The organism is uncultured Oceanisphaera sp. (assembly GCF_947495715.1).
Lineage (GTDB): Bacteria > Pseudomonadota > Gammaproteobacteria > Enterobacterales > Aeromonadaceae > Oceanimonas > Oceanimonas sediminis.
The window spans coordinates 136904-161117 of sequence record NZ_CANLZU010000001.1 but is presented as its reverse complement, the minus strand read 5'-3'; the positions used below and the strand labels follow the sequence as shown (position 1 = coordinate 161117).

22 protein-coding genes are annotated in these 24214 nt (G+C 57.4%); 13 read left to right on the top strand and 9 right to left on the bottom strand.

Annotated elements, in window-relative coordinates; translation table 11 throughout:
- Positions 1–93: 93 nt before the first annotated feature.
- Positions 94–1677, bottom strand: a complete 1584-nt coding sequence (gene purH / locus Q0753_RS00720; RefSeq protein ID WP_298715813.1) for a bifunctional phosphoribosylaminoimidazolecarboxamide formyltransferase/IMP cyclohydrolase — start codon at positions 1675–1677, stop codon at positions 94–96.
- A 220-nt stretch (positions 1678–1897) separates the two neighbouring features.
- Here purH and zntR point away from each other — a divergent pair, with 220 nt between their 5' ends.
- A complete protein-coding gene (gene zntR / locus Q0753_RS00715) occupies positions 1898–2326 on the top strand; it encodes a Zn(2+)-responsive transcriptional regulator (RefSeq protein ID WP_298715811.1) in 429 nt (142 codons plus the stop codon).
- A gap of 117 nt (positions 2327–2443) precedes the next feature.
- Entirely contained in the window at positions 2444–3727 is a 1284-nt protein-coding gene (locus Q0753_RS00710) for a purine/pyrimidine permease (RefSeq protein ID WP_298715809.1), read from the top strand.
- Here the strand turns inward: Q0753_RS00710 and Q0753_RS00705 are convergent.
- The 5 genes from Q0753_RS00705 to Q0753_RS00685 form a co-directional block, all read right to left on the bottom strand.
- The gene (locus Q0753_RS00705; RefSeq protein ID WP_298715805.1) at positions 3724–4146 is read right to left on the bottom strand and encodes a universal stress protein; all 423 of its coding nucleotides are present in this window, start codon (positions 4144–4146) and stop codon (positions 3724–3726) included. The two genes, Q0753_RS00710 and Q0753_RS00705, sit on opposite strands and share 4 nt — an antisense overlap.
- Before the next feature lie 7 nt (positions 4147–4153).
- Positions 4154–5470, bottom strand: a complete 1317-nt coding sequence (locus tag Q0753_RS00700) for a TRAP transporter large permease subunit (protein WP_298715803.1) — start codon at positions 5468–5470, stop codon at positions 4154–4156.
- Positions 5470–6000, bottom strand: coding sequence for a TRAP transporter small permease subunit (locus Q0753_RS00695; RefSeq protein ID WP_298715801.1), 531 nt, complete (start codon positions 5998–6000; stop codon positions 5470–5472). The genes Q0753_RS00700 and Q0753_RS00695 overlap by 1 nt, the downstream gene beginning before the upstream one ends.
- 62 nt (positions 6001–6062) lie before the next feature.
- Positions 6063–7070, bottom strand: a complete 1008-nt coding sequence (dctP, locus tag Q0753_RS00690) for a TRAP transporter substrate-binding protein DctP (protein WP_298715799.1) — start codon at positions 7068–7070, stop codon at positions 6063–6065.
- Between the two features lie 589 nt (positions 7071–7659).
- Entirely contained in the window at positions 7660–8592 is a 933-nt protein-coding gene (locus Q0753_RS00685) for a LysR family transcriptional regulator (RefSeq protein ID WP_298715796.1), read from the bottom strand.
- A 232-nt stretch (positions 8593–8824) separates the two neighbouring features.
- On the opposite strand from Q0753_RS00685, the gene Q0753_RS00680 reads away from it, so the two are divergent.
- The 7 genes from Q0753_RS00680 to Q0753_RS00650 all read left to right on the top strand — a co-directional run bounded on the left by Q0753_RS00680 (position 8825) and on the right by Q0753_RS00650 (position 16402).
- Positions 8825–10288: an NAD-dependent succinate-semialdehyde dehydrogenase gene (locus Q0753_RS00680; protein WP_298715794.1), complete on the top strand. Its 1464-nt coding sequence runs from the start codon at positions 8825–8827 to the stop codon at positions 10286–10288.
- Between the two features lie 23 nt (positions 10289–10311).
- Positions 10312–11592 carry a 4-aminobutyrate--2-oxoglutarate transaminase gene (gene gabT / locus Q0753_RS00675; RefSeq protein WP_298715792.1) on the top strand — a complete coding sequence of 427 codons (1281 nt, stop codon included), beginning with the start codon at positions 10312–10314 and terminating at the stop codon, positions 11590–11592.
- 178 nt (positions 11593–11770) lie between these two features.
- Entirely contained in the window at positions 11771–12145 is a 375-nt protein-coding gene (locus Q0753_RS00670; RefSeq protein WP_298715790.1) for a hypothetical protein, read from the top strand.
- A 688-nt stretch (positions 12146–12833) separates the two neighbouring features.
- Positions 12834–13025, top strand: a complete 192-nt coding sequence (locus Q0753_RS00665; RefSeq protein WP_298715786.1) for a heavy-metal-associated domain-containing protein — start codon at positions 12834–12836, stop codon at positions 13023–13025.
- 46 nt (positions 13026–13071) lie between these two features.
- Positions 13072–13413 carry a zinc-ribbon domain containing protein gene (locus Q0753_RS00660; protein ID WP_298715784.1) on the top strand — a complete coding sequence of 114 codons (342 nt, stop codon included), beginning with the start codon at positions 13072–13074 and terminating at the stop codon, positions 13411–13413.
- Positions 13410–13829 carry a Cu(I)-responsive transcriptional regulator gene (gene cueR / locus Q0753_RS00655; RefSeq protein ID WP_298715782.1) on the top strand — a complete coding sequence of 140 codons (420 nt, stop codon included), beginning with the start codon at positions 13410–13412 and terminating at the stop codon, positions 13827–13829. The genes Q0753_RS00660 and cueR overlap by 4 nt, the downstream gene beginning before the upstream one ends.
- 74 nt (positions 13830–13903) lie before the next feature.
- Positions 13904–16402 carry a heavy metal translocating P-type ATPase gene (locus Q0753_RS00650; protein ID WP_298715780.1) on the top strand — a complete coding sequence of 833 codons (2499 nt, stop codon included), beginning with the start codon at positions 13904–13906 and terminating at the stop codon, positions 16400–16402.
- 23 nt (positions 16403–16425) lie between these two features.
- On the opposite strand, the gene Q0753_RS00645 is transcribed toward Q0753_RS00650, so the two are convergent.
- Positions 16426–16587, bottom strand: a complete 162-nt coding sequence (locus Q0753_RS00645) for a GMC oxidoreductase (protein ID WP_298715778.1) — start codon at positions 16585–16587, stop codon at positions 16426–16428.
- Between the two features lie 269 nt (positions 16588–16856).
- Here Q0753_RS00645 and Q0753_RS00640 point away from each other — a divergent pair, with 269 nt between their 5' ends.
- The 4 genes from Q0753_RS00640 to Q0753_RS00625 all read left to right on the top strand — a co-directional run bounded on the left by Q0753_RS00640 (position 16857) and on the right by Q0753_RS00625 (position 21225).
- Positions 16857–17870, top strand: a complete 1014-nt coding sequence (locus tag Q0753_RS00640; protein ID WP_298715776.1) for a TRAP transporter substrate-binding protein — start codon at positions 16857–16859, stop codon at positions 17868–17870.
- Between the two features lie 119 nt (positions 17871–17989).
- The gene (locus tag Q0753_RS00635; protein WP_298715774.1) at positions 17990–19942 is read left to right on the top strand and encodes a TRAP transporter large permease subunit; all 1953 of its coding nucleotides are present in this window, start codon (positions 17990–17992) and stop codon (positions 19940–19942) included.
- Positions 19943–20017: 75 nt separating this feature from the next.
- A complete protein-coding gene (locus tag Q0753_RS00630; RefSeq protein ID WP_298715772.1) occupies positions 20018–20425 on the top strand; it encodes a heme-binding protein in 408 nt (135 codons plus the stop codon).
- A gap of 32 nt (positions 20426–20457) precedes the next feature.
- Positions 20458–21225 carry an IclR family transcriptional regulator gene (locus Q0753_RS00625; protein WP_298715770.1) on the top strand — a complete coding sequence of 256 codons (768 nt, stop codon included), beginning with the start codon at positions 20458–20460 and terminating at the stop codon, positions 21223–21225.
- Positions 21226–21278: 53 nt separating this feature from the next.
- Here the strand turns inward: Q0753_RS00625 and Q0753_RS00620 are convergent, their stop codons facing one another.
- Together Q0753_RS00620 and chrA are read right to left on the bottom strand one after the other, a co-directional pair.
- Complete coding sequence (locus tag Q0753_RS00620) at positions 21279–22745, bottom strand: PLP-dependent aminotransferase family protein (RefSeq protein WP_298715768.1); 1467 nt, start codon at positions 22743–22745, stop codon at positions 21279–21281.
- Between the two features lie 177 nt (positions 22746–22922).
- Positions 22923–24053 carry a chromate efflux transporter gene (gene chrA / locus Q0753_RS00615; protein WP_298716070.1) on the bottom strand — a complete coding sequence of 377 codons (1131 nt, stop codon included), beginning with the start codon at positions 24051–24053 and terminating at the stop codon, positions 22923–22925.
- Positions 24054–24214 lie beyond the last annotated feature (161 nt).

Genomic DNA, 24214 nt, shown 5'->3' with positions numbered 1-24214 from the left:
AGCGTCACAGGGATGTGCTTGAAGCGTGTCGGCGTGAGATACCCCTACCCCGATAACTAACAACCGCTCAGCAGCACCGCCCGTACTTTCCTGTCAGTGGCGGAAGTGGCGCATGCCGGTGAAGACCATGGTCATGCCGTGTTCGTCGGCGGCCTGGATCACTTCGTCGTCACGCATGGAGCCACCCGGCTGGATCACACAGCTGATACCGGCGGCAGCGGCGGCGTCGATGCCGTCACGGAACGGGAAGAAAGCGTCGGACGCCATCACCGAACCTTCTACCTTCAGAGCTTCATCGGCGGCCTTGATGCCGGCGATTTTGGCCGAGTAGACGCGGCTCATCTGGCCGGCGCCCACGCCGATGGTCTGGGCACCCTTGGCGTAGACGATGGCGTTGGACTTGACGTACTTGGCCACTTTCCAGCAGAACAGCAGATCCTGCAGCTCTTCCTCGGTGGGCTGGCGCTTGCTGACTACCTTGATATCGGCCAGATCGATCATGCCCTGATCCCGGTCCTGCACCAGAATACCGCCGTTGACGCGCTTGATATCACGGCCCTGGGTCTTGGCGCCCCACTGGCCGCATTCCAGCAGACGCACATTTTTCTTGTCGGCCACCACGGCCCGGGCTTCGGCGGAGATGCCGGGGGCGATAATGACTTCTACAAACTGGCGCTCGACAATGGCCTTGGCCGTGGCTTCGTCCAGCTCGCGGTTAAAGGCGATGATGCCACCGAAGGCGGAAGTCGGGTCGGTCTGGTAGGCGCGATCGTAGGCTTCCAGCAGGTTATCGCCCAGTGCCACACCACAGGGGTTGGCGTGCTTGACGATCACACAGGCCGGCACGTCGAATTCCTTCACGCATTCCAGGGCGGTATCGGTATCATTGATGTTGTTGAACGACAGCTCCTTGCCCTGCAGCTGGGTGGCGGTGGCAACGGACGCTTCGTCGATGTCGTTTTCCACATAGAAGGCCGCGCTCTGGTGGCTGTTTTCGCCGTAGCGCAGATCCTGCTTCTTGGTGAACTGGTAGTTGATGGTGCGCGGGAAGGCGGAGTCTTCGCTGGCCGCATGATAGGCCGGCACCATGGTGCCGAAGTAGTTGGCAATCATGCCGTCGTACTGGGCGGTGTGCTCGAAGGCGGCGATAGCCAGGCTGAAACGGGTGGCCTGGGTCAGGCTGTTGTTGCCGGCATCCATTTCGCTCAGCAGGCGGTCGTAATCGCCGGCGTTGACCACTATGGCCACGTCGTTGTGGTTCTTGGCGGCGGCGCGCACCATGGTCGGGCCACCGATATCGATGTTTTCGATCGCATCTTCGAGGGTGCAACCGGCCTTGGCCACGGTGTTGGCGAAGGGGTAGAGGTTAACCACCACCATGTCGATGGGCTGGATGGCATGCTCGGCCATGATGGCGTCGTCCTGACCGCGACGGCCGAGAATGCCGCCGTGTACCTTGGGGTGCAGGGTCTTGACCCGGCCGTCCATCATTTCCGGAAAACCGGTATAGTCGGACACTTCGGTGACCGGCAGGCCCTGTTCGGCCAGCAGGCGGGCGGTGCCACCGGTAGACAGCAGTTCTACGCCGCGGGCGTGCAGGCCCTGGGCGAAGGCGACGATGCCGTGTTTGTCGGACACACTCAGCAGAGCACGGCGAATGGGTCGAGCAGTTTCCATGGGTTCTCGTTCCTTTAACGATCAATCGGGGGGTTTGGTAAAATCGACAACCGGGTCATAATGCCGACTTTACCAAACCGCCTGGTACGCCAGAACGGGCGGCATATTCTACTGTATTTTGCCATGGCTTGTGTGACTATTTGCTTTGGTGTCAAGAGATTTCATGTGTAACGAAACGCGGTTTTCAGCACCTGCCAGGCAGGGAAGGGAGTAGTAGCAAATGTTTCGGATTGGTGAGCTGGCCAAACACTTTGGGGTGAAGGCCGACACCCTGCGTTTTTACGAGAAAGAAGGCTTGCTGTCACCGAGCCTGCGTACCCCGGCGGGCTACCGGCTGTACAGCGAGGAAGACAAGCGGCGGCTGCATTTCATTCTGCGCTGCAAGCGGGTCGGCTTTACTCTCAAAGAGGTGGATGAGCTGCTGTCGCTCAGGGTCAGCAGCTGCAAGGTGACTTGTCGCGAGGTCAAGGCGGTGGCCGACGCCAAGATTACCGACGTGGAAGAGCGGATCAGGGAGCTGGAGCAGTTTCGTGATTCGCTGCGCCAGTTGTCCGACGCCTGCTGTGGCGGCCTGGAAAGCGCCGAGCACTGTTCCATTCTGGAAGCACTGGACGGCAAGCAACTTACCGCCGAGAATAACGCCCGTTAACGCCCCCTGATACGGCAGCATTCGCCGCCGTTTTTCTTTGCTCGTCTTTATCAGGGCAGGAATCTTTCTGTCCGCTCTGCTTTGCGCCGCCTTCGGCATCGTTCACAGGAGTTGTTTATGCATTCTCGTTTTGGCTGGGGACTGAGTGTCAGCCAGTGGTTTATCTTTTTAATGGCCAATGCCCTGGCGCTGCCCATCATTCTGGGGCAGGCCTTTGGCCTGGACAGCGGCGAGATTGCCGGTCTGATGCAGCGCACCCTGATGCTGGTGGGGTTGAGCTCGCTGTTGCAGTCGGCGCTGGGCCATCGTTACACCATTGCCGACGGTCCGGCCGGCTCCTGGGCCATCGTGTTCGTGGTGATGGCCTATATCGGCAAAGAGCAGGGACACGACAGCGCCGAGACCCTGCAGTTGCTGGCCGGTGGCGTACTGGTGGCCGGGGCCATCATGCTGGTGCTGGGTCTGGCCCGACAGGTACACCGATTGTTGTTTCTGTTTACTCCATTGGTGACCGGCTGCTTCATGCTGTTGCTGGTGATCCAGCTGGCCGGGGTGTTTGTGCGTGGTATGGTGACCGATCCGCGCAGCGGCGTGATCAGCCTGCCGGTGGCGCTGGTGGGCTTGCTGGTGTTTCTGGGCGTCCTGCTCTGCTCTTTCAGCCGTCATTCGCTGTTGCGTACCTATGCGGTGATGGTCGGCATAGTGGCGGGCTGGATAGCGTTCGCGCTGTTCGATCTGGCTAACACGACCCTGCCCGAGGCGGCATCGGGACTGCAGTGGCCCGCGCTGTTTGCCTTTGGTCCGCCCCGGCTGGACAGCGGCATGCTGATTGTGGCGGTGCTGTTTTCATTGCTGTTGTTTTCCAACCAGGTGGCGGCGGTGTCGGCCATCAGCGCTGTGGTGAGCGAGAAGCAGCCGGATCTGGACCGGGTGATCAACCGCAGCAGCTCGGCGTCGGGGCTCAGCCATTTCATGGCCGGCAGCCTCTCGACCATTGCCGTGGTACCGCTGCCGGTGACCGCCGGCTTCGTACAGCTCACCGGCGACAGCCGACGCGGCCCCTTCATGCTGGCCTGTGTGCTGCTGGCGCTGGTGGCCCTGTTTCCGCAGGCGGTGGGCTTTCTGTCACTGCTGCCGGCGCCGGTGGCCAATGCCGCCCTGCTGGCCACCTTTATCAAGCTGGTGGCGCTGGCCTTTCAGATGCTGACCAAGCAGCCGCTGGACAACCGCGCCAGCACCATCATCGGGGTGTCGCTGTTGCTGGGCGTGGGCTGCATGTTCCTGCCGCCGGAGCTGTATCGCCACCTGCCGGGCCTGGCCCAGTACCTGCTGGGTAACGGCCTGCTGACCGGCACCCTGCTGGCACTGAGCATGGAAAAGCTGTGGCCGACTCAGCGTTAACGGATCACCAGCACGGTGCAGTCGGCGTGACGCACCACCTTTGATGCATTGGAGCCAAGGAGGTAGGTCTTGGCGCCGGGGCGGGACGCCGGCATCACGATAAGCTCGATGTCGTGCTTTCTGGCCTGGGCGAGAATGGTGTCGTACACCACCCCGTGCTTGATGCGGATTTTGCCCTGATGCTCTGCCGGAATATTGGCCTGCATGAAGTCGTCGAGCTGCTGTTCGACGACCTTGTTCAGGTTGTCGATCAGCTCGCTGGAATACAGCGGTGCGGCGGCATGGTGAATGCGGGCCGAATTGACGTACAACAGGTGGATCTGCCCCTGCGGGTGGCACAGCTTGAGGGCCGACGCCACAACCTGCGGGTAGAGCGCCTGATGCTCGAAATCCAGCGGTAACAGTATTTGCTTGAACATAAGTGCGTTATCCCATCAGTTTGTTAGGCAGCCAGGTGACGAGTTCCGGTACCAGCATGCAGAGCACCAGTACGCCCAGCTTGAGCATGACAAAGGGCAATACCGACTTGTAGATGTCCATCATGGTCACCCCGGGAGGCGCTATGCCCTTGAGGTAGAACAGGGCGAAGCCGTAGGGCGGGGTCTGCACCGCTATCTCTATGTTCAGAATCATCAGAATACCGAACCAGATAGGATCGTAGCCCAGACCGATGGCGATAGGGGTAAACAGCGGCGCACAGATCAGCACGATGATCATCTCGTCGATGATGAAGCCGAGCAGCAACATGATGAGCTGCATCATCAGGATGATCATGATGGGGGGCAGATCCAGACCGGCGGCAAAGTCGGCCACCATGCCCTGTACGCCCATCAGCAGGTGAAAGTTGCTGAACACCGAGGCGCCCAGCACGATCCAGATGGCCACGCTCACCAGCAGGGCGGTTTCGATACCGGAACGCTTCATCATCTTGAGCTTGAAGCGTTTGTACATGAGGGCCAGCAACAGGGCACCGACCACGCCGATGGCACCGGATTCGGTGGGGGTGGCAATGCCGGTGATGATGCTGCCCAGCACCAGCACGATTAGCGCCAGCGCCATGAAGCCGTCGCGCAGGGTGATGAAGCGCTCGCGGGCGTTTTTGGGCACGTCCAGGGCATGGCCCACGGGGGCGCGGCCGGGGTTCAGTTTGCAGGAGATCACCACATAGAGCACCATGACGGTGATGGAGATCAGGGCCGGCACCAGGGCGGCAACGAACATCTTGCCGACCGAGGTCTGGGTGGTGGAGCTGAACAGTATCATCGGAATGCTGGGCGGGATCAGAATGCCCAGCCCACCGCCGGCCATGATCACACCGAGTGCCAGCTTCTTGTCGTAGCCGCGCTCCAGCATGGGGCGCAGGGCTATGCTGCCGGAAGTCATGATGCCGGCACCGATGATACCGACCATGGCACCAATCATGGAACAGACGCCGATGACGCTGATGGCCAGCGAGCCGCGAATACGGCCGATAACCAGCTGGCTGGCCTTGAACATGGCATCGCCGATGCCGGAGCGGGTCAGCAGCTGGCCCATGTAGATATAGAGCGGAATCGCCAGCAGCACGAAGCTGAACAGGGTGCTCTCTATGGTCGTCGGTATTATGTTGAAAATACCATCGCCCCAGGTGGCATAGCCAATCAGCATGGCCACGCCACCCAGCGCCAGGCCCACCTGGGCACCCAGCGCAAAGGAAATCAGTACGCCCAGCAACAGCAGGCCGGTCAATAACTCGATACTCATTATTCTTCGTCCTCGGACAACAGGGGCTCGCCGGTGATCAATTGCCAGAGGTCTTTCAGCATGTCACTGGACAATTGCAGTAAAAACAGCAGGGCGGCGGCGGTGACCATCACCCAGAAGTGGCCGATGGAAGGACCCCATTCGGACTGGCGGGTATAGCCGAAATCGATGGCCTCCAGCGCCTTTTCCCAGCTTTTGCTGGCCACGATGATCAAAAAGAATCCGCCGAGGGTATTGGACACCAGATCGAAGATGTTCTTGGTTCGCTGGGATACCGACAGGTAGAGGATATCGACGTTGATATGCGCTTTTTTCAGCTGGCCACTGGCACCGCACAGGGCGCCGATATAACCGAACAGAAACAAAGACACGTCGTAGGCCCACATGGTCGGGCTGTTGAGTACGTAACGGGAAAACACTTCAAAGGCAAGGGTCGCCGCCAGCAGAGGAAGGGCCAGGGCGATGGTCTGACCGACGGTCGACACCAGGAGCCCGACCCCTTTGCACCATAAACAAAGTAGTTTTTTCATTATGCATCCATGGAATGAAAACAGCAGCCCCGCCGCAGCGGGGCTATCTCATCGGAAGGGGGTTACTTCATCAGCTTTACGAGGCGAGAGCTGTATTGGTCGGTCTCGCCATAGTGAGCCCAAACGGCTTCGGCCGCCTGCTGCCACTGGGCCTGGTCGGCGTCGGACGCCTCCGGGCTCCAGATCATGCCCATTTTCTGCATGTCGGCGACGGCTTCCTGCTCCCATTGGACGGATTTTTCTGCCTGCTCTTTGGCGTGCCACTGGCTGGCCTCGCGCACGACCTGTTTCAGGTCGTCCGGCAGCTTGTTCCAGGAATTCTTGTTCACCAGCACGGGCAGGGCCTGGGCGCTGGACACCGGCAGCGGATACATGAACTTGGCGACTTCGGCAAAGTTGCCGTCGCGGTGGTCGATCAGGTTGGAGCCGATGGTGCCGTCAATCACCCCGGTGGCCAGGCTGGTATAGACTTCGCCCCAGGCCAGGTTGACCGGAGAGGCGCCCAGCTCGCGGAAGAAGCGACCGTAGGCACCCGGAGCGCGGATCTTCAGGCCCTTGAAGTCTTCGACAGACTCGATTTTGGTCTTGGTGATGACGTAGACGCCGGGCTGGAAGTAGGGAGCCAGCCACACCAGGCCATGGCGGTCATAAGCCTCGGTCAGTACCTCGGACCAGCCTTTTTCATAGAACTGGGCATTCAGCTCTTCCAGGCTGCTGTTGGTGCCGGGCAGGCCAACCTCGACCACACCGAAGGGGATTTCACCGGCATGCATGGGCTGAAAGGGGGCCGCCATGTCGAGCAGGCCGGACTTGGTAGCACCGATAATGCCGTTGGTGTCGACGCCTTCACCGGCATACAGCATGTTGATTTTCATGCGGCCGTTGGAGTCGGCTTCTATCTTGTCGGCAAAAGACTGATAGACATCACCGAAGGCGGTGCCGCGAGAATACAGGTTGGTAAAGCGCCAGCTCACGTCGGCGGCCATGGCCTCCATGGTGATGCCCATGCCGGCAACGGCAAGCAGGGAAGCGGCGATTTTGGTGCGGGTGGAGCTCCAGATACGAGTCATGATGGTAGTCCCTTGTGTTATCACATTCCATTGCTCTGAGGTGAACTCAAAGTCTGTTTTGGTGTTTTGGTATCGATTCCCCCTTGGGGTGACATGCAGTCTGCGCCAGCCTCCAAAGGGGATAAATACATAATCATTCATGTTTGGTTTGAACTCAGTCAAACAAACAGCGGGAAACTACGCGATTATCAGCAGTAAGCACCATAATGGTGCATAAATGAAGCAGATTAGTTTGCTGTTGTGTGAGGTGGGTCACGCAGCGGAGCCGGCCGAAGGCCGGACTCAGGGCGCAATACCGCTAGTTAACGGGATCGATTGGCTTTCAAGCCGACCTTCTGCGCCATGGATGGCGCGGAGGGTCGGCGGAGCAGATCCCTTTATTTTCTCTGATGCCAAGGAGTTGCCTGTTAGCGTCGTTTACAGGCAACTCGGTGCTCGAGAAGAGGCAACAGAGATCGACTGCCACGACCATGAAATGCCATGGACGGCATTTCCTGAGCCCTCAGGGATGAGTTTATGGCGTGTCGTGGGAGGCGGCTGTGTTGCCTCTGAGCTCGGGTTTAAAAATGAACAGATCTGGTATTAGGACTCAGGGCGCGGCTTTCAGGTGGGCGTGCAGCAGTTGCAGAAACAGCGATTTCAATCGGCTCTGGCGACCATGCAGGCGGGTGATGGCGGTAATGCCCAGATCATGATTTTTCTGCTCCGGCAGCAGCGCTTTCATGCGACCGCTTTCAACCCAGCGGCGGGCGAAGCTCTCGGGCAGAAAGCCGATATACTGGCCAGACAGGATCAGGGCGGCTCTGGGTTCGTAATGATAGGCTCGCCCCGCCAGGCGCATGTCGGCCAGCTGGGCGCTGGACTCGGCATTGGTGTAAATGCCGGGGTGGATCAGCTTGCTGTCGGCCAGCTGCTGCGCTATGTCCTCGTCGTTGTCGACCGCGAACAGCGGGTGGCGATCGCTGCAGTATAAAAAGCAGCGCACCTTGTACAGATGGTGGTACTCCAGCCCTTCCAGATCCCGGTGATAGTGAATAAAGCCGATATCCGCATCTTCATTCAATACTCGCCGTTCTATCTCGCCCATGTGGGCGACATCCACGCTGACATTGACGTCGGGTGCCTGACAGCCCAGCGCCGCAAACACATCGGCCATCGGAAACTCGTCTTCCAGCCAGATGTTGTCACTGGAGACGATTTTCAGCTCGCCGGTCAGTTGCTCGTGCAGCTCGTTAACGGTGTAGCGAAATTCTTCCAGCCGGGAAAACAGCCGTTTGGCGGACTCGTAGATCACCATGCCGTCGTCGGTGAGGGCAAACCCGGAGCGGCCCCGTCGGCAGAGCTTGAGCTTGAGCCGGTTTTCCAGGTTGGCCATGTGCACACTGATGGTGGAACGGCTGATATTGAGCTCGGTCTCGGCCGCCGAAAAGCCGCCGCATTCCACCACCGTCTTGAACAGCTTCAGCAGACGTATTTCATAATCACCGATTTGGCCCAGTACGGGACGGTTTGGCTGGCTCATAGTTTGATAATCTTAAATGTGAATGTTGATACGTGATCATTTATGCGACTTTGAGCGCAAGGCTAACATGCAATCAAAATATGGCCAACGACGGCGCAGGGGCGGTCACGGTAATCGGCATTTTTAACTCGATTCTGTGATGGCGGTGCCGGTTAGGTGGCCGGTGGTCGGCCCATAGTAACGGGGCGGCATGGAATTACACCGAGCACAGTTTTGAGAGGCACAGTTTCCTATGAGCATGAATTCAGTCAACCGCACCCTGGTAAAAAATGCCGGGCACATTGCCGGCGAATGGTGCCAGGCCGACAGCGGCGCCACCATTGCCGTTTACAACCCGGCCACCGGCGAGCAACTGGGCCAGGTGCCCAACATGGGCGTGTTCGAGACCCGCGCGGCCATCGACGCGGCCAGCCAGGCCCTGGTTGGCTGGTCGGCCCTGGCGCCCAAAGAGCGTGCCCGGCTGCTGCGTGCCTGGTATGACCTTATCATCGAGCACAAGGAAGATCTGGCGCTGCTGATGACCCTGGAGCAGGGCAAGCCGCTGTTCGAGACCCGGGGCGAGGTGATGTATGGCGCTTCCTATATCGAATGGTATGCGGAAGAAGGCAAGCGCGCCTATGGCAAGGTGTTTGCCGCCCCCACTGCCGACAAGCGGGCGCTGAGCATTCAGCAGCCGATAGGCGTCGTGGCCGCCATCACGCCCTGGAATTTCCCCAATGCCATGATCACCCGCAAGATTGCTCCGGCGCTGGCCGCCGGTTGCACCATAGTGGTCAAGCCGTCGGAAGAAACCCCTTTCTCTGCCCTGGCGCTGATGGCGCTGGCCGAGCAGGCCGGCATTCCCGCCGGTGTCATCAACATGATTACCTCCAGCCAGGCCGCCGCCGTGGGCAAGACACTGACCGACGACAGCCGGATACGCAAGCTGTCGTTTACCGGCTCTACCCGGGTCGGCAAGCTGCTCTATGCCCAGAGCGCCGAGACGGTGAAGAAACTCAGCCTGGAGCTGGGCGGCAACGCGCCCTTTATCGTGTTCGACGATGCGGATCTGGATGCCGCCGTGGCCGGTGCCGTGATCTCCAAGTTTCGCAATGCCGGCCAGACCTGTGTCTGTGCCAACCGCATTCTGGTGCAGGACGGTATTCACGATGCCTTCGTGGCCCGTTTCAAGGCTGCGGTCGAGCAGCTGGTGGTCGGCAACGGCCTGAATGATGCCACCACTCTGGGCCCGGTGATCAACCAGGCGGCGATCGACAAAATTGCCGGCATGGTCGATACCGCCCAGTCGCAAGGCGCCACCCTGGTGACCGGTGGCCAGCGTCATGAGGCGGGTGCGCTGTTCTTCGCGCCGACCATTCTGACCGGCGTGACCCAGCAAATGGACATCGCCCGTCAGGAAATCTTCGGCCCTGTGGCTCCGGTCATTCGTTTCAAGGACGACGCCGAGGCGATCAATATTGCCAACGACACTCCTTACGGCCTGGCCGCCTATTTCTATACCGAAAGCCACAGCCGCATCTGGAAAGTGGCCGAGGCACTGGAATACGGCATGGTTGGCATCAACGAAGGCATTCTGTCCAACGAAATCGCGCCGTTCGGCGGGGTCAAGGAATCCGGCCAGGGTCGCGAAGGCTCCTCCCAGGGACTGGAAGACTACATGGAAACCAAATATTTGTGCATGGGCGGCATCCGCTAAGCCACCTTTCAGGAGACAGAACAATGAGCAAGAATCAGCAACTGCAACAGCGTAAAGATGCCGTCTTCGCACGGGGCATGGGTAACATGGCCGCCGTGTATGTGGATCACGCCAAAAACAACGAAATCTGGGACGTGGAAGGCCGTCGCTATATCGACTTCGCCGCCGGTATCGCCGTGGTCAACACCGGCCACAGCCACCCGCGCATTCAGGCCGCCGTGGCCGAGCAGCTGGGCCGTTTCAGCCACACCTGTGCCATGGTCACCCCCTACGAGAGCGCGGTGGCCCTGGCCGAAAAACTGGTCGAGCTGGCACCCGGCGACACCCGCAAAAAAGCCATTTTCGTCACCACCGGTGCCGAAGCGGTAGAAAACGCGGTCAAGATTGCCCGCGCCCACACCAAACGCAGCGGCATTATCGCCTTCAACGGCGGTTTTCACGGTCGCACCAACATGACCATGGGGCTGACCGGCAAGGTAGCCCCCTACAAGGCCGGTTTCGGACCTTTTCCGGGCGAGATTTATCACCTGCCGTATCCCAACGCCTATCATGGCGTGACCGCCGAGCAGTCATTGAAGGCGCTCGACGAGCTGTTTCATTGCGACATCGAACCGGGTCGGGTGGCGGCACTGATCATCGAGCCGGTACAGGGCGAGGGCGGTTTCTACCAGGCGCCACCGGCATTCCTGCAGCAGCTGCGCACCCTCTGCGATCAGCATGGCATCGTAATGGTGTGTGACGAAATACAGACCGGCTTCGCCCGTACCGGCAAGCTGTTTGCCACCGAATATGCCGGCATAGAGCCGGATCTGATGACCATGGCCAAGGGCATTGCCGGTGGCTTTCCGCTGGCCGCGGTGGTGGGCAAGGCCGACATCATGGATGCCGCCAACCCGGGTGGTCTGGGTGGCACCTATGCGGCCTTCCCTCTGGCCTGTGCCGCGGGTCTGGAAGTGCTGAACATCATCGAGGAAGAACAGCTGTGCGACAAGGCACTGGCTATCGGTGAGCTGATGAACAAACGCCTGAGCGAGCTGCAGGCGAAGTATCCTCACCATATCGGCCAGGTTCGCAACCTGGGCGCCATGGTGGCGATGGAGCTGGTTCACAATGGGGATGTGGAGCAGCCCAATGCCGAGCTGACTAGGGCGATGGTGGCCAAGGGCATCGAGAAGGGAGTGATCCTGTTGTCTTGTGGGGTACGAGGCAACGTGATCCGCTTTTTGCCGCCCTTGACCTCGCCGCTGGACGTGGTCGGTGAAGGTCTGGATCTGCTGGAGCAAGTGCTGGCAGAGCTGATCTGATAGCTATACGTCGTAGTCAATACTTTTGGCGGGCCACCTTGGCCCGCTTTTTTTATCCGCCCTCAGCGGCGAAAAGCATAGATGACAATAATGTCATTGTTATGTCAGCCTTTCGTCAGCGCCGGCTTGTTATTCTGTTTCCCGTCAACCACATCCAGCCGAATAACGAGGAAACACCATGCTTAACATGACCCGCTTTATTATTGCCATCAGCGCCGCCGCCCTGGCCCCGCAAGCCGCCTTTGCCTCCGCCGATCAGGTTCCTGCAAAGGTGTGTTTCAGTACCGCCAGCCACTTCACCGACGGGGTGGATCTGCATCAGGCAAGACTGCACGGCAATGACGGAGCCGCTGAGCAATGCACTTCGGCGCAGGTGTTTCTGAATGCAAACAGCGACTTCAGCGATGGCGTCGATCTGTTGCAGAACAAAATGGCACATCGTGATGCCGAGCAAAACCGGGGTGAAGCCGGCAAGGTATATCTCAATACCGCCAACAACGGCAGCGATGGCGTAGACCGTTTTCACCAGCGTATGGAAAATCTTGGCTGGTAACGCACGAGCGCAGACACAGGGCCGTGTCTTTCTTCTCTGAGGTGATTGTTTTCATACCCAAAAACGAACCTTCGGCGCGCAAGCGCCTTCGCCCCATCGATAGTCTTCCCCGCGTCTTGCGTGCGCCCTCCATGCCTTTTGTCGCTCAGCGGAGCCTTCCGTCTGACATTAGCGACTTCCTTCAGATTCCCGCCCTTCAATGCTCATTATTCTGCTTATACCAATCTAAATAAAAATATGATCTGTTTCCAAGCTGGACACGAGAGGAAACAGAGTCACCTCCCACGACACGCCATAAACCCATCCATGGGGGCTCGGGAAATGCCATCCTTGCATTTCACGGTCGTGGGAGCCGATCTCTGTTGCCTCTCCTTAAGCACCGAGTTGTCTGCAGACCGCTCCAACAGGCGACGCCGCAGCAGAGGGGCGGATGAAGGGTTCTACTCCAGCGACCATCACATGACAGGATGTCATGTGCTGAGCGTCACATGGAGGTGCTTGCAGCGTGTCGGTGGAGTGGATCCTTCGTTCGACCTTTACAGGTCAGCGAAACAGATCAGTTAGTTTTACAGATTGGTATTACCAGTTGACTCGCCATCAAAAAACAGTTGACCTTACCATGGTGGTAAGGCTGATACTGAAGGCTCACGATAGTGTTCAACCGATAGTGTTCAATGAGGAAACCGAAATGATCAGTTTTACCCTGCCCGACATGACCTGTGGCCATTGTGTTGGCGTGCTCAATCAGACGTTGATAGAGCTGGATCCCGACTGCGAGCTGGAATTCGACCTGCTGAATCACATTATCAAGGTAGAGAGCAGCATCCCCCGCGAGCAGCTGGCTGACGCCCTGACCGAGGCGGGTTATCCACCCGCATAAGTTGCCTGACCCGGTGCAAATTCCGGGTTTTGACGGGAGCGCCATCATGAGCAGAACTCCTGACAAGGGGCGCAACCCCAGCGACAAACAACTGCGGGAAGCCGACAGGGTGCAGCTGCTGCATCCGTTACAGCAGCGAGAGCATCCTTCTGCCGTGCCTGCGGATCATGACCAATTGGCCCATATCAATACCTACGGCGCCTTGCCGGATTACTATATCGACCAGCCCTTTATCTGCCGGGTCTGTGGCAAACGGGAGATCTGGAAGGCCCGGGATCAGAAGTGGTATTACGAGGAAGCGAAGGGCCATATCGACGCCATTGCGGTGGAGTGTCATGGTTGCCGCAAGGCCAGAAAACAGGGCCGCGGGCCTGAGGTTCACGAATGAACATAGGTGAAGCCGCAAAAAAGGCCGGTGTCTCGGCCAAGATGATCCGTCATTACGAACAGATAAAGCTGCTGCAGCCGGCCGGGCGAACCGCCGCCGGTTACCGGCAGTACGACGAACCGGATATAGAACGACTCAAGTTCATTCGCCAGGCGCGCTTGCTGGGCTTTTCCATTCGCCAGATAGATGAATTGCTCGGTCTTTGGCAGAACCCGCAGCGGTCCAGCCGGGCGGTAAAGCTAGTGGCGCAACAGCACCTGCAGGAGGTGGAGCACAAGATGCGCGAACTGGCGCTGATGCAGGCCACGCTGCAGCAGATGATAACCGCCTGTCCGGGCGATGAGGGATCGAACTGCGCCATTCTCGAACAGCTGTCGTCACCGACACCGCCAGCAGTGAATACTTCAGAAAAGTAAGCCGCTATGGCTTGACCTTGCCATGGTGGCAAGCCTTACGCTCGCCTGATGTTACTGACTCGAGGAACAACCGTATGACCTCATCGAATCCCCCTCTTTCTTCTTTCGAACCGGAATCCGGCCGTCGCGTGCAACTGCCCATCGTCGGCATGAGCTGTGCTTCTTGTGTGCGGCGGGTGGAGCAGGCGCTGCTCAAGGTGCCCGGCGTACAGCAGGCGACGGTCAACCTGGCCAATGAAAAGGCCGAGGTTCTGCTGGATGATGACACACCACTCGATTCCCTGACCGGGGCGGTGGGGAAAGCCGGCTATCAGACTCGCACCGAGCAGTTCGAACTGGCCATCATCGGCATGAGCTGCGCCTCCTGTGTAGGGCGGGTAGAAAAGGCGCTGCTCATGCTGCCCGGTGTGCTGTCGGCCAGCGTCAATCTGGCGGCAGAAAGCGCGCAAATAGCCGCATTGGCGGGCAATGTGAATGAACAACAGTTGATGGCGGCGGTAAGCAAGGCCGGTTATGAAGCGGCGCCGCGATCTGCCGAGCGGGATGACGACTCGGCTCGGCGCGCTCGCGAGCAGCAAGGGCTCAAGCGCTCTCTGTGGCTGTCGGCATTGCTGACCGCGCCGGTGTTCGTGCTGGAAATGGGCGCGCATTTCGTGCCGGGCATGCACCCGTGGATTATGGACACCCTGGGCCAGCCGCTGAACTGGGGCATTCAGTTTGTACTGGCCACCCTGGTGTTGTTTGGTCCGGGTCTGCGTTTTCTTCGCCATGGCCTGCCGGCGCTGTGGCGGGCGGCACCGGACATGAATTCGCTGGTGGCGATGGGCAGCCTGTCGGCCTGGGTTTACTCGGTGGTGGCGACCTTCGCCGGTGACTGGTTGCCCCAGGGCAGCAGGCATGTATATTTCGAGGCGGCGGCGGTGATCGTCACCCTGATCCTGCTCGGTCGTTATCTGGAGGCCAGAGCCAAGGGCAGAACCGGCGAGGCCATTCAACGGCTGCTCAGCCTGCAGGTAACCACGGCGCGGGTGAAACGCAACGGCGAAGCCCAAGAGGTGCCGCTGGCTCAGGTCAGGGTTGGCGATCTGGTGCTGGTGCGCCCCGGCGAGCGGGTGCCGGTAGACGGCACAGTGCAGGACGGCAGCTCCTATGTGGACGAGTCCATGCTCACCGGCGAACCGGTGCCGGTAGCAAAGACCGTGGGTGACGAGGTGGTGGGCGGCACCATCAACAAGAACGGCGCCCTGAGCTTCGAGGCGACCAAGGTGGGTGGCGATACCTTTCTGGCCCAGATCATCCGCATGGTAGAGCAGGCTCAGGGTGCCAAGCTGCCGATTCAGGCGCTGGTCGACAAGGTGACGGCGGTGTTTGTGCCGGTGGTGATGGCGGTGGCGGCGCTGACCTTTGTGCTTTGGATGTGGCTGGGCCCGAGCCCGGCACTGAGTCTGGCGCTGATCAACGGGGTGGCGGTGCTGATTATTGCCTGCCCCTGTGCCATGGGGCTGGCCACACCGACCTCCATCATGGTGGGCACCGGGCGGGCCGCCGAGCTGGGGGTACTGTTTCGCAAGGGGCAGGCACTGCAGACCCTGCGCAACGCGCGGGTGATCGCCCTCGACAAGACCGGCACCCTCACCAGGGGGCAGCCGGAACTGACCGACTTGCAGGTGCTGCCCGATTTCGATGAAGACGAGGTACTGGCACTGGTGGCGGCGGTAGAGCAACATTCGGAGCATCCGATTGCCGAGGCCATCGTCGCCGCCGCAACCAAGAAAAAGCTGGCGCTGGCTGACCCCGAACAGTTCCAGTCCCACTCTGGGCTGGGGGTAAGTGCCACCGTCGAGGGACGGCAAGTGGAAGTGGGCGCTGACCGTTATATGACACAGCTGGGCCATGAACTGGAGGCGCTGGCTGATGCGGCAGAGCAGTTGGCCCGCGAAGGAAAAAGTCCGCTTTATGCCGTTATCGACGGCCGGCTGGCGGCCATTATCGCGGTGGCCGATCCGATCAAGGAGGGCACTCCGGCGGCCATTGAGGCGCTGCACAAACTGGGGCTGAAGGTGGCGATGATCACCGGTGACAATCGCCATACCGCCGATGCCATTGCAAGGCAGCTGGGCATCGATGAAGTTGAAGCCGAGGTAATGCCGGACGGCAAGGTGGCGGCACTGCGGCGATTGCGTGACCAGCACGGGCCCGTGGCCTTTGTCGGCGATGGTATCAACGATGCGCCGGCGCTGGCTGAGGCGGATGTGGGGCTGGCCATCGGCACCGGCACCGATATTGCCATTGAGGCGGCAGAAGTGGTGCTGATGACTGGTGACCTGCGTGCGGTGCCCAATGCGCTGGCCATCAGTCGGGCCACCCTGCGCAACATTCGCCAGAACCTGTTCTGGGCCTTCGCCTACAACGTCTGCCTGATTCCGGTGGCGGCCGGTGCCTTGTATCCGGGGTTCGGCATTCAGCTGTCCCCCATGCTGGCGGCGGGCGCCATGGCCATGTCCAGCGTCTTCGTGGTCGGCAACGCCCTGCGGCTGAAAAAGTTCAGGGCGGTCAGCAAGCAAAACCAGTGATGCTCAGGGCGATATGTTGTTATTCAGCCATGAGCTCGATCCTGCTTGATCATATCGGCGCACTTTTCGCCGATCATGATCGAGGGCGCATTGGTATTACCGGATACGATTAGCGGCATGATCGAGGCGTCGGCAACCCTGAGCCGGTTGGCCAGCACACATCCTGCCGAGCCTGCGCCCACCACGATACCACCATGATATAGTCGAACTCTCCAAAAGTTTCATCTTGATGCAGACCCGCGATGTGATTACTCATACATGGCTCCAACAGTTTCGGCCGATCTGTCAGCGATCTGACATTCTGTCGGTAAATTACCCATCCAATAGAATTTATTTTCGATACTTTTTGTATCGTTTATTTATTTTTTGTTTGTTGACATAAAACATTTTGGTTAATATAGTCTCACTTGTTAAGTTTTTGTAAGTTTTTATCAAACCAAGGATGAGGTTACCTATGAAAATCACTCCGTTTATCCTGTCGTCAGTGGTATTGGCCATGTCTGTCAGTCCGGTCGTGATGGCTGAATACACAGGCCCCAAGATCAAGATGAAGCTGGCACACACGGCTCCGCCGGGTAATCACATTACTCAGGCCTATGAAAAATTTGCCGATCTGGTTAAAGAAAAATCAGATAGCCGGATAAGGATTCAGGTATTTCCGGGGGCGATTCTTGGTAGTGATCGCGTGCTGATAGAAGGGGCGCAGAGAGGGACGCTGGAGATAGGCGTTAGCTCGACACCGAACCTGGCAGGCTTTTCTCGCCTTTTCCAAGTCTTTGACTTGCCATACATCACCAGCCCTGAGCACCAGGATAAGCTTTACAAATCGCTGGACAAGGGGGGGCCGCTGAATACCTACTTCGAGCAAGCGTCGAATGATATTGGTTTGCAGCCAATTATGTACGCAGAATATGGCTATCGTAATTTTGTCTCGACCAGTAAACCGCTAACCGGTCCAGACTCACTATCCGGGTTAAAAATGAGGACTACTGACTCACCGGTAGAAGTGGCGGTGGCCAAGGCATTAGGCGCGAATCCGGCTCCTATTGCCTGGGGAGAGGTATATACGGCTTTGCAGCAGGGCACCATAGATGCGGAAGGCAACACTTTTCCGCACATGTTTGGTGCCAAGCACCATGAAAATCTCGAATATGCGGTGACCTCGGCCCATAACTATGGCATGCAGGTGGCAATGGCCAATAAGAAATGGTGGGATTCACTTCCTGTCGAAGCTAGGGAAGTCATTGAAGAAGCGGCTCAGGAAGCGGTTACTTATCAGCGGACAGAAGCTTATCCTGCAAACGAGGATAAAGCCCGACAGGGAATGTTAGAGGCTGGTATTACTATTCACCAAACAACGGCGGAAGAAAATGCCAGATTTCGTGAGCTGACCCGACCGGTATTTGAAGAATTTGCAGCCAATCTGCCGAAGGACCTTATCGATATGGTACAGGATACCCAACAGTAAAATTATCTATCAATGCGTAGCGGTACCGGAAAATGATTAATCGGCCGGTTGCCGAATAACGGGTGGGAATGGTATTCCCACCTTATTGATTGCTGAAGGTGTAGTGCCGGAGCTGCTTTATGGAAATGCTAAAGCAAAGCGAAATACAGGATGTTCGTGAGCGAAAATATTCATTTTTGAATGTGCTAAATAACCTTGAAAAACCTTTTCTTTTCGTTGGTTTGATTCTGATGATTCTAATTATCAATTATCAGACGTTTTTCAGATACGGTATATCCACTCTTCTGGAACTGATTGCTACTCCGGGCTTTGAGCGGTTTTTCGGTAGCTGGCTGGATACAGAAGTACTGCGTGATAACATCAAGGGGGCTGTCGGGTGGGGCGTCTGGACCGAAGAGCTGGCAAGATATGTTTTTATCTGGATTTCATATCTTGCAGTATCTATATCCATCCTTACAAGAGGTGGAATTCGGGTTGATGTGTTACACAACAGGCTTTCACTGCGCTGGCAGAGTATTGTCTGGATAATGATTGACTGTTGTACTCTGGTACTGGTGTTTCTTTTTTCTTATATGGGTCTTGATTATGTAAAAATGCAGTTGGCTATGCCACAAGTAACACCCGCTTTGCAGATAGGTTATTACATTCCCTACCTGATATTGCCTATTGGGTTTGGCCTGATGTCGGTGCGTACCTTGCAGACACTGTGGCAACAGAGCAGAAAGATGACACTGTCAGATGTTGTGCTGGGCATGGCGTTGTCGCTATTGCTGTTTTTGCCTGTATTGTTGTCTGAAGACTGGAATGCACCTCTGCTGTTGTTCGGTTACTTTACTTTTTTTCTTGTTTTGGGCGTGCCTATTGCTTTTTCCTTGGGGTTGGCGGGCCTGACCACTGTGCTGGGGGCCGGCACCCTGCCGGTGGATTATCTGGCTCAGATTGCCTTTTCTTCGATCGACTCCTTCCCCATCATGGCCATTCCTTTCTTTATTGCGGCCGGAGTATTCATGGGGGCCGGGGGCTTGTCCAGGCGGCTATTGGCACTGGGTGATGAACTGGTAGGCGCCTTGCCTGGCGGTATGGCACTGGCCAGTATCATGACCTGTATCTTCTTCGCCTCGATCAGCGGCTCGGGCCCGGCGACAGTGGCGGCCATCGGCTCCATTACCATACCGGCCATGATAGCCCGGGGATATGATAAATATTTCTCTGCTACCGTGGTGGCTTGCGCCGGAGCGATTGGGGTGATTATTCCGCCCAGCAACCCCTTTGTGGTCTACGGGGTGTCGGCTCAGGTCTCCATCGGCAAGCTGTTTATCGCCGGTATCATACCCGGTCTGATCATGGGCGTGGCCCTGATGGTCGTTGCCTACCTTATCTCCAGGAAAAATGGCTGGTATGGTGAGGTGCGGGAGCGTTCACTAAAAACCTTCATGAATGCGGCCTGGCAAGCCAAGTGGGCCTTGATGGTGCCGGTGATCGTGTTGGGCGGTATCTATGGCGGCATCATGACGCCAACGGAAGCCGCCGCCGTTGCCGCCTTGTATGGCCTGTTTGTGGGTATCTGTATTCATAAGGAGCTGACTTTAAACAAACTTTGGTCCTCGGCTCAGGATGCCGCCGGTATTTCATCCATCATTATATTGCTGATGGCGATGGCGACCATTTTTGGCAATATCATGACCATTGAGCAGATCCCCGAGTTTATTGCCGATTCTATTCTGGCTTTGACCTCAAACAAGATTGTCATTCTGATCATGATAAATATCTTCCTGCTCTGGATTGGTATTTTCATGGAAGCACTGGCAGCCATCGTTATTCTTACACCGATTTTACTGCCATTGGTCATAGCGGTGGGGGTAGACCCGATTCATTTCGGGGTGATGATGGTCATGAATCTGGCAATTGGATTCATTACGCCACCGGTAGGGGTGAATCTGTTCGTGGCCAGTGGTATCGCCAACGTCAGTATTGGTGGTCTTGCCAGAACTATCTGGGTGTATCTGCTGGTGATGATAGCGGTGCTGATGCTGGTTACCTATATCCCGGAAATATCATTGTTTTTATTATGATGGTTTCTTTAACACAAGCGGAGCCTGATGGCTTCGCTTTTATTTTTTAGGGCTACAAAGATAAAGGAGCCATCTTTGACTATCAGTTCAATGACAGTTGCGGCGGCCTGCCTGACAACGGCCAACATGGCCGGGCAGGACGGGGGGAAATCGGTCTGTTTTGCGGCCGTTGATGCCTCGGGAGCCCTGATTTATCTGTACCGGATGGATGGAGCGCCCGAACGGCTGATCAATATTGCAATAGGCAAGGCCTATACGGCGGCCAGGATGGGGGCATCTACCGAGGCCTTCAGACAGAGGCTGTGGAACGAGCAGTTGTCTCTGGCGGATTTTCTGGATGAAAAATTCACCTCTCTGCCAGGCGGGCTGCCCTTGTTTGAGAAGGAGCAACTGGTCGGCGCGATTGGCGTCAGCGGCCGAGCCCTGGAGGAAGATGTGGTCCTTTGTCGGCAGTTCGCGGAACGTATCCAGGTATCCCTATGATAAACTGCCTGAAAATTCATTCAGGAGGGCTTATGAGCACATCAGCCAGTGCAACCAACTCAACTCTGCTTCGTGCTTTTGCCTTGATCGAGGAAATGCTCAAGGAGGACAGGGCGACCACGGCGGCAGACTTGTGTCAGCGTCTTGATGTGCCCAAGCCAACAATACACCGCATTATCGGCCAGCTGGAGCAGGAAGGTCTGTTGCAGAAAGAACCCGATGGCCGTCACTTTAGTCCGGGACCGCGCTTGAGAAAAATGGCGCTGGGCGTGCTGGCCCAGCGCAGTGTCGGGGCTCCGAGACGGGCGGTGCTGCAGAAACTGGCCGAAGAGCTGGGAGAAACCTGTAATATTGCTCTGTTGGATGGCCATGAACTGGTCTATTTCGAACGGGTCGAAACCAACTGGCCGGTACGGATACAGCTGCATCCGGGGTCACGTATGCCATTACACAGTACCGCAGCCGGAAAGCTATTGTTGGCATTAATGCCACTACATAAACGCAAGGCTTTATTAAGGGGCTTGTCTTTGGATGCTCATACCCGACATACCATTACCGACGGGGAACAGTTGGAGCTTGAACTGGAGAAGATTGCCGCCAATACCCTGAGTATTGATAATGAAGAAATGTTTGAAGGCATGGTGGCTTTTGCCGTGCCCATTTATGACGAGGTAGGGCAGGTACGCGCGGCAGTCGCCGTACATGCCCCTACCGCCCGCAAGCCGCTGAACAGCCTGATGGAGTGGGCTCCGACCCTGCGCCGTGCCGCCGTCCAGCTGCAGGTGGTACTGGACTTATAGTCTTTCTTTTATTTCTGCGTGAAATAGGCAATAAGGCTCCGTTATTTTGTTGTTTATGTCTGTAACTGCGCCTTTATTTTTGCCAGCAACCGGATGCCGGGTTCGATTTTTTCGAGCGGTATCGCCGAGAGGCCTATTTTGAGGTAGTTTTTCGGCAGATGGTTGCCGAAATGGTAGCTATCGGCAGAGATCAGCAGCAGCCCTTCTTTTGCCGCTCTTTGCTTCAGCAGTCCTGCATCTATATGTTCTGGCAGTTCCAGCCAGCAAGAAGAGCCGCTGATGGGGGAGCTGACGCAGTTGGGCAGGTGCTGCTTTAACGCCTGCGCCAGGCATTCCCCTCGCTCCTGAAATACCCGCGCCAGTTTTCGCAATAGGGCATCGTGATAACCCTGGGCCAGAAACAGCGCCACGGCGCGCTGGTTATTGAGTGGCGGGTGACGCAGCATCAGTTGGCGAAGGTTACGGGCTTCCTGGATCAGGGCGCTGGGGCCGACCAGAAATCCCATGCGCAATCCGGGAGCCAGTGTCTTGGACAGGCTGCCGATATAAAGTACCCGTTCGGCCTTGTCCAGGCTCTTCAGGGCCGGGGTTGGATGGGTATCGAAGTTCATTTCCATCTCATAGTCATCTTCAATGACGATGAAACCCTGTTGTTGTGCCGCTTCCAATAGTGCGAGCCGTCGTGCCAGCGGCATGGTTACTGCGGTCGGACACTGGTGGCTGGGGGTCAGGTAGACGGCATCACATTCGTTCAGCTGCTCATCAACCACCATGCCATCTCCGTCGATCCTCAGGCTTTTCACTCGGGCATTGAACACCCGGGCGATATGGCCGGCACTGACATAACCGGGATCTTCAATACCGAAACAGGATTGGTCGTCCAGTAGTAACTGGGCCAGCAGATAGATAGCCTGCTGTGAGCCAACGGTGACCAGAATTTCCTCACTGCTTGCCTGTATGCCCCGGCTCGGCAGGATGCGTTTCTGCAGCTGTTCGATCAACTGGGGGTCGTCGCTGTCGTAACGATCCGAGCTCCAGTCACGGATAGCCTGCACACTGACGGCGTCCTTCCAGCATTTACGCCAGCTATCGATGGGAAACAGGCTGGTATCCAGCTGACCGTAAACAAAGGGGTATTGATAGCTTTGCCAGGAATGAGACTGACTGGCATTGGTCTGATGGCCGGGTTTTACCTTAAGCCGCTCAAGCCAGTTTACCTTGTCGATATGGGGTTCTGCAGGCATGGCCCGGGAGGTATCAAGGTGACCACCGACAAACTGGGCATTGACGTAATAACCGCTGCGCTCACGTGAAATAAGGTAACCATCCGAGACCAATTCATCATAAACCAGCACTATGGTATTACGCGCTACATTCAGATTTTTGGCCAGGCTACGACAAGAAGGGAGCGGTTTGTTCGGAGGTAAAAAGCCACCCAGTATGGCACTGACCAAGTGTTCCCGGACCTGCTGTTGCAGGGTCGCCTGACTACCTCTGTCGAGATGGAAAAGTGCCGACATCCAGTGGCCTCCGTGGTGAACTGTGAGTGAACGCGCAGGGCATCGATAAAGCTATCGGAACCCCTGCAACCCGCCAGTGATACCCTTTTTTACGGCTTTTATATCTCGATATTTACATAAAAATACACTTAAATCATTTAAAATGAGTGCTTATTTCTCATTTTTTATCTGCCATATTCACAGCCAGAATCCCAGCAGCATGAAGGCCGGTATCAATACCAGTAGCGGGCACTTGAAGGCGCGCAGGGCCAGCAGGCCTAGGGCGGCGGCGGCCAGCGCCGGGGCGCCGGTGACGCTGCTGACAAACACCGGCTGATACAAGGCCGCCAGCAATAATCCCACCACGGCGGCATTAATGCCTTGTACCGCACCGGCCATGAGCGGCCGCGCCGCCAATGCCTGCCAGCTGTGCTGCAATGCCAGCACCAGCAGAAAGCCGGGCAGAAACACCCCGAACGTCGCCACCAGTGCCCCCAGTATCGGCGCCGTTGGCAACAGTTCGGCGCCTAAAAAGCTCGCCAGGGTAAACATGGGGCCGGGCATGGCCTGGGCCGCCGCATAACCGGTCAGAAACACGTCCTGTGACAACTGCTCAGCCAGCAGTCCCTGCAGCAGCGGCAGTACCACATGGCCGCCGCCAAACACCAGGCTGCCGGCCTGATAAAAGTCGGCAAATATCGCCGCCGTGCCGGTGAGTGCCAGCAGCGGCATCACCAGCAGCAAGCCCAGAAACAGTAACAGAAATGGCAGGTTGAGGCCGAGTGGCTGGCCGGGTTCGGCATGCTCTTTTTTCAGCAACAGGGCACCGGTCAGCGCCGCCGCCAGCAGCACCACAAACTGACCGGCCAGTCCCGGCTGTAGCCACAGCAGGGCGGCGCTCAACACGGCGATGGTCAGGGTCAGCCGTTGGCGGCAGAACTGACCGGCCATGGTCAGTACCGCATCGGCCACCACCACCAGTGCAAACAGCTTGAGTCCGGTCACGATGGCCAGGGCTGCCGGTTGGCTGGCCCAGGTTTGCCCGGCCAGGGCCAGCCCCAGCATCAACAGAAAAGAGGGCAGGGTGAAACCGGCAAACGCCGCCAGGGCCCCCGTGAGCCCGGCGCGTTGGTAGCCGATGGCAAAGCCCAGCTGGCTGGAGGCAGGGCCGGGCAGAAACTGGCACAGGGCGAGGGTAGAAGCGAAACGATCCTGCGGTATCCAACCGAGTTTTTGCACGAAATGGCGTTGAAAATAGCCGATGTGAGCGGCGGGGCCGCCGAAGCTTATCCAGCCGAGTTTAAAGAATTGCCAGAATACATGGAGCATAAGATCAGATCGCAAGTGGGTACCCTGTCGCTATCATAACTTCCCGGCATGACAATCTCATGACAAATACGAAAAAATGGGAGTTTGGTTTAAATTCGTATTTAATTTACATCAATAGGCAGGTATTCGTATGCCCGATAAGTTAGGATGTCGCCTATTTT

What these genes read in the sequence shown, in the direction of transcription:
- purH (WP_298715813.1), bottom strand. Translation starts at nt 1,677, where the DNA reads ATGGAAACTGCTCGACCCATTCGCCGTGCTCTGCTGAGTGTGTCCGAC.
- zntR (WP_298715811.1), top strand. Translation starts at nt 1,898, where the DNA reads ATGTTTCGGATTGGTGAGCTGGCCAAACACTTTGGGGTGAAGGCCGAC.
- Q0753_RS00710 (WP_298715809.1), top strand. Translation starts at nt 2,444, where the DNA reads ATGCATTCTCGTTTTGGCTGGGGACTGAGTGTCAGCCAGTGGTTTATC.
- Q0753_RS00705 (WP_298715805.1), bottom strand. Translation starts at nt 4,146, where the DNA reads ATGTTCAAGCAAATACTGTTACCGCTGGATTTCGAGCATCAGGCGCTC.
- Q0753_RS00700 (WP_298715803.1), bottom strand. Translation starts at nt 5,470, where the DNA reads ATGAGTATCGAGTTATTGACCGGCCTGCTGTTGCTGGGCGTACTGATT.
- Q0753_RS00695 (WP_298715801.1), bottom strand. Translation starts at nt 6,000, where the DNA reads ATGAAAAAACTACTTTGTTTATGGTGCAAAGGGGTCGGGCTCCTGGTG.
- dctP (WP_298715799.1), bottom strand. Translation starts at nt 7,070, where the DNA reads ATGACTCGTATCTGGAGCTCCACCCGCACCAAAATCGCCGCTTCCCTG.
- Q0753_RS00685 (WP_298715796.1), bottom strand. Translation starts at nt 8,592, where the DNA reads ATGAGCCAGCCAAACCGTCCCGTACTGGGCCAAATCGGTGATTATGAA.
- Q0753_RS00680 (WP_298715794.1), top strand. Translation starts at nt 8,825, where the DNA reads ATGAGCATGAATTCAGTCAACCGCACCCTGGTAAAAAATGCCGGGCAC.
- gabT (WP_298715792.1), top strand. Translation starts at nt 10,312, where the DNA reads ATGAGCAAGAATCAGCAACTGCAACAGCGTAAAGATGCCGTCTTCGCA.
- Q0753_RS00670 (WP_298715790.1), top strand. Translation starts at nt 11,771, where the DNA reads ATGCTTAACATGACCCGCTTTATTATTGCCATCAGCGCCGCCGCCCTG.
- Q0753_RS00665 (WP_298715786.1), top strand. Translation starts at nt 12,834, where the DNA reads ATGATCAGTTTTACCCTGCCCGACATGACCTGTGGCCATTGTGTTGGC.
- Q0753_RS00660 (WP_298715784.1), top strand. Translation starts at nt 13,072, where the DNA reads ATGAGCAGAACTCCTGACAAGGGGCGCAACCCCAGCGACAAACAACTG.
- cueR (WP_298715782.1), top strand. Translation starts at nt 13,410, where the DNA reads ATGAACATAGGTGAAGCCGCAAAAAAGGCCGGTGTCTCGGCCAAGATG.
- Q0753_RS00650 (WP_298715780.1), top strand. Translation starts at nt 13,904, where the DNA reads ATGACCTCATCGAATCCCCCTCTTTCTTCTTTCGAACCGGAATCCGGC.
- Q0753_RS00640 (WP_298715776.1), top strand. Translation starts at nt 16,857, where the DNA reads ATGAAAATCACTCCGTTTATCCTGTCGTCAGTGGTATTGGCCATGTCT.
- Q0753_RS00635 (WP_298715774.1), top strand. Translation starts at nt 17,990, where the DNA reads ATGGAAATGCTAAAGCAAAGCGAAATACAGGATGTTCGTGAGCGAAAA.
- Q0753_RS00625 (WP_298715770.1), top strand. Translation starts at nt 20,458, where the DNA reads ATGAGCACATCAGCCAGTGCAACCAACTCAACTCTGCTTCGTGCTTTT.
- Q0753_RS00620 (WP_298715768.1), bottom strand. Translation starts at nt 22,745, where the DNA reads ATGTCGGCACTTTTCCATCTCGACAGAGGTAGTCAGGCGACCCTGCAA.
- chrA (WP_298716070.1), bottom strand. Translation starts at nt 24,053, where the DNA reads ATGCTCCATGTATTCTGGCAATTCTTTAAACTCGGCTGGATAAGCTTC.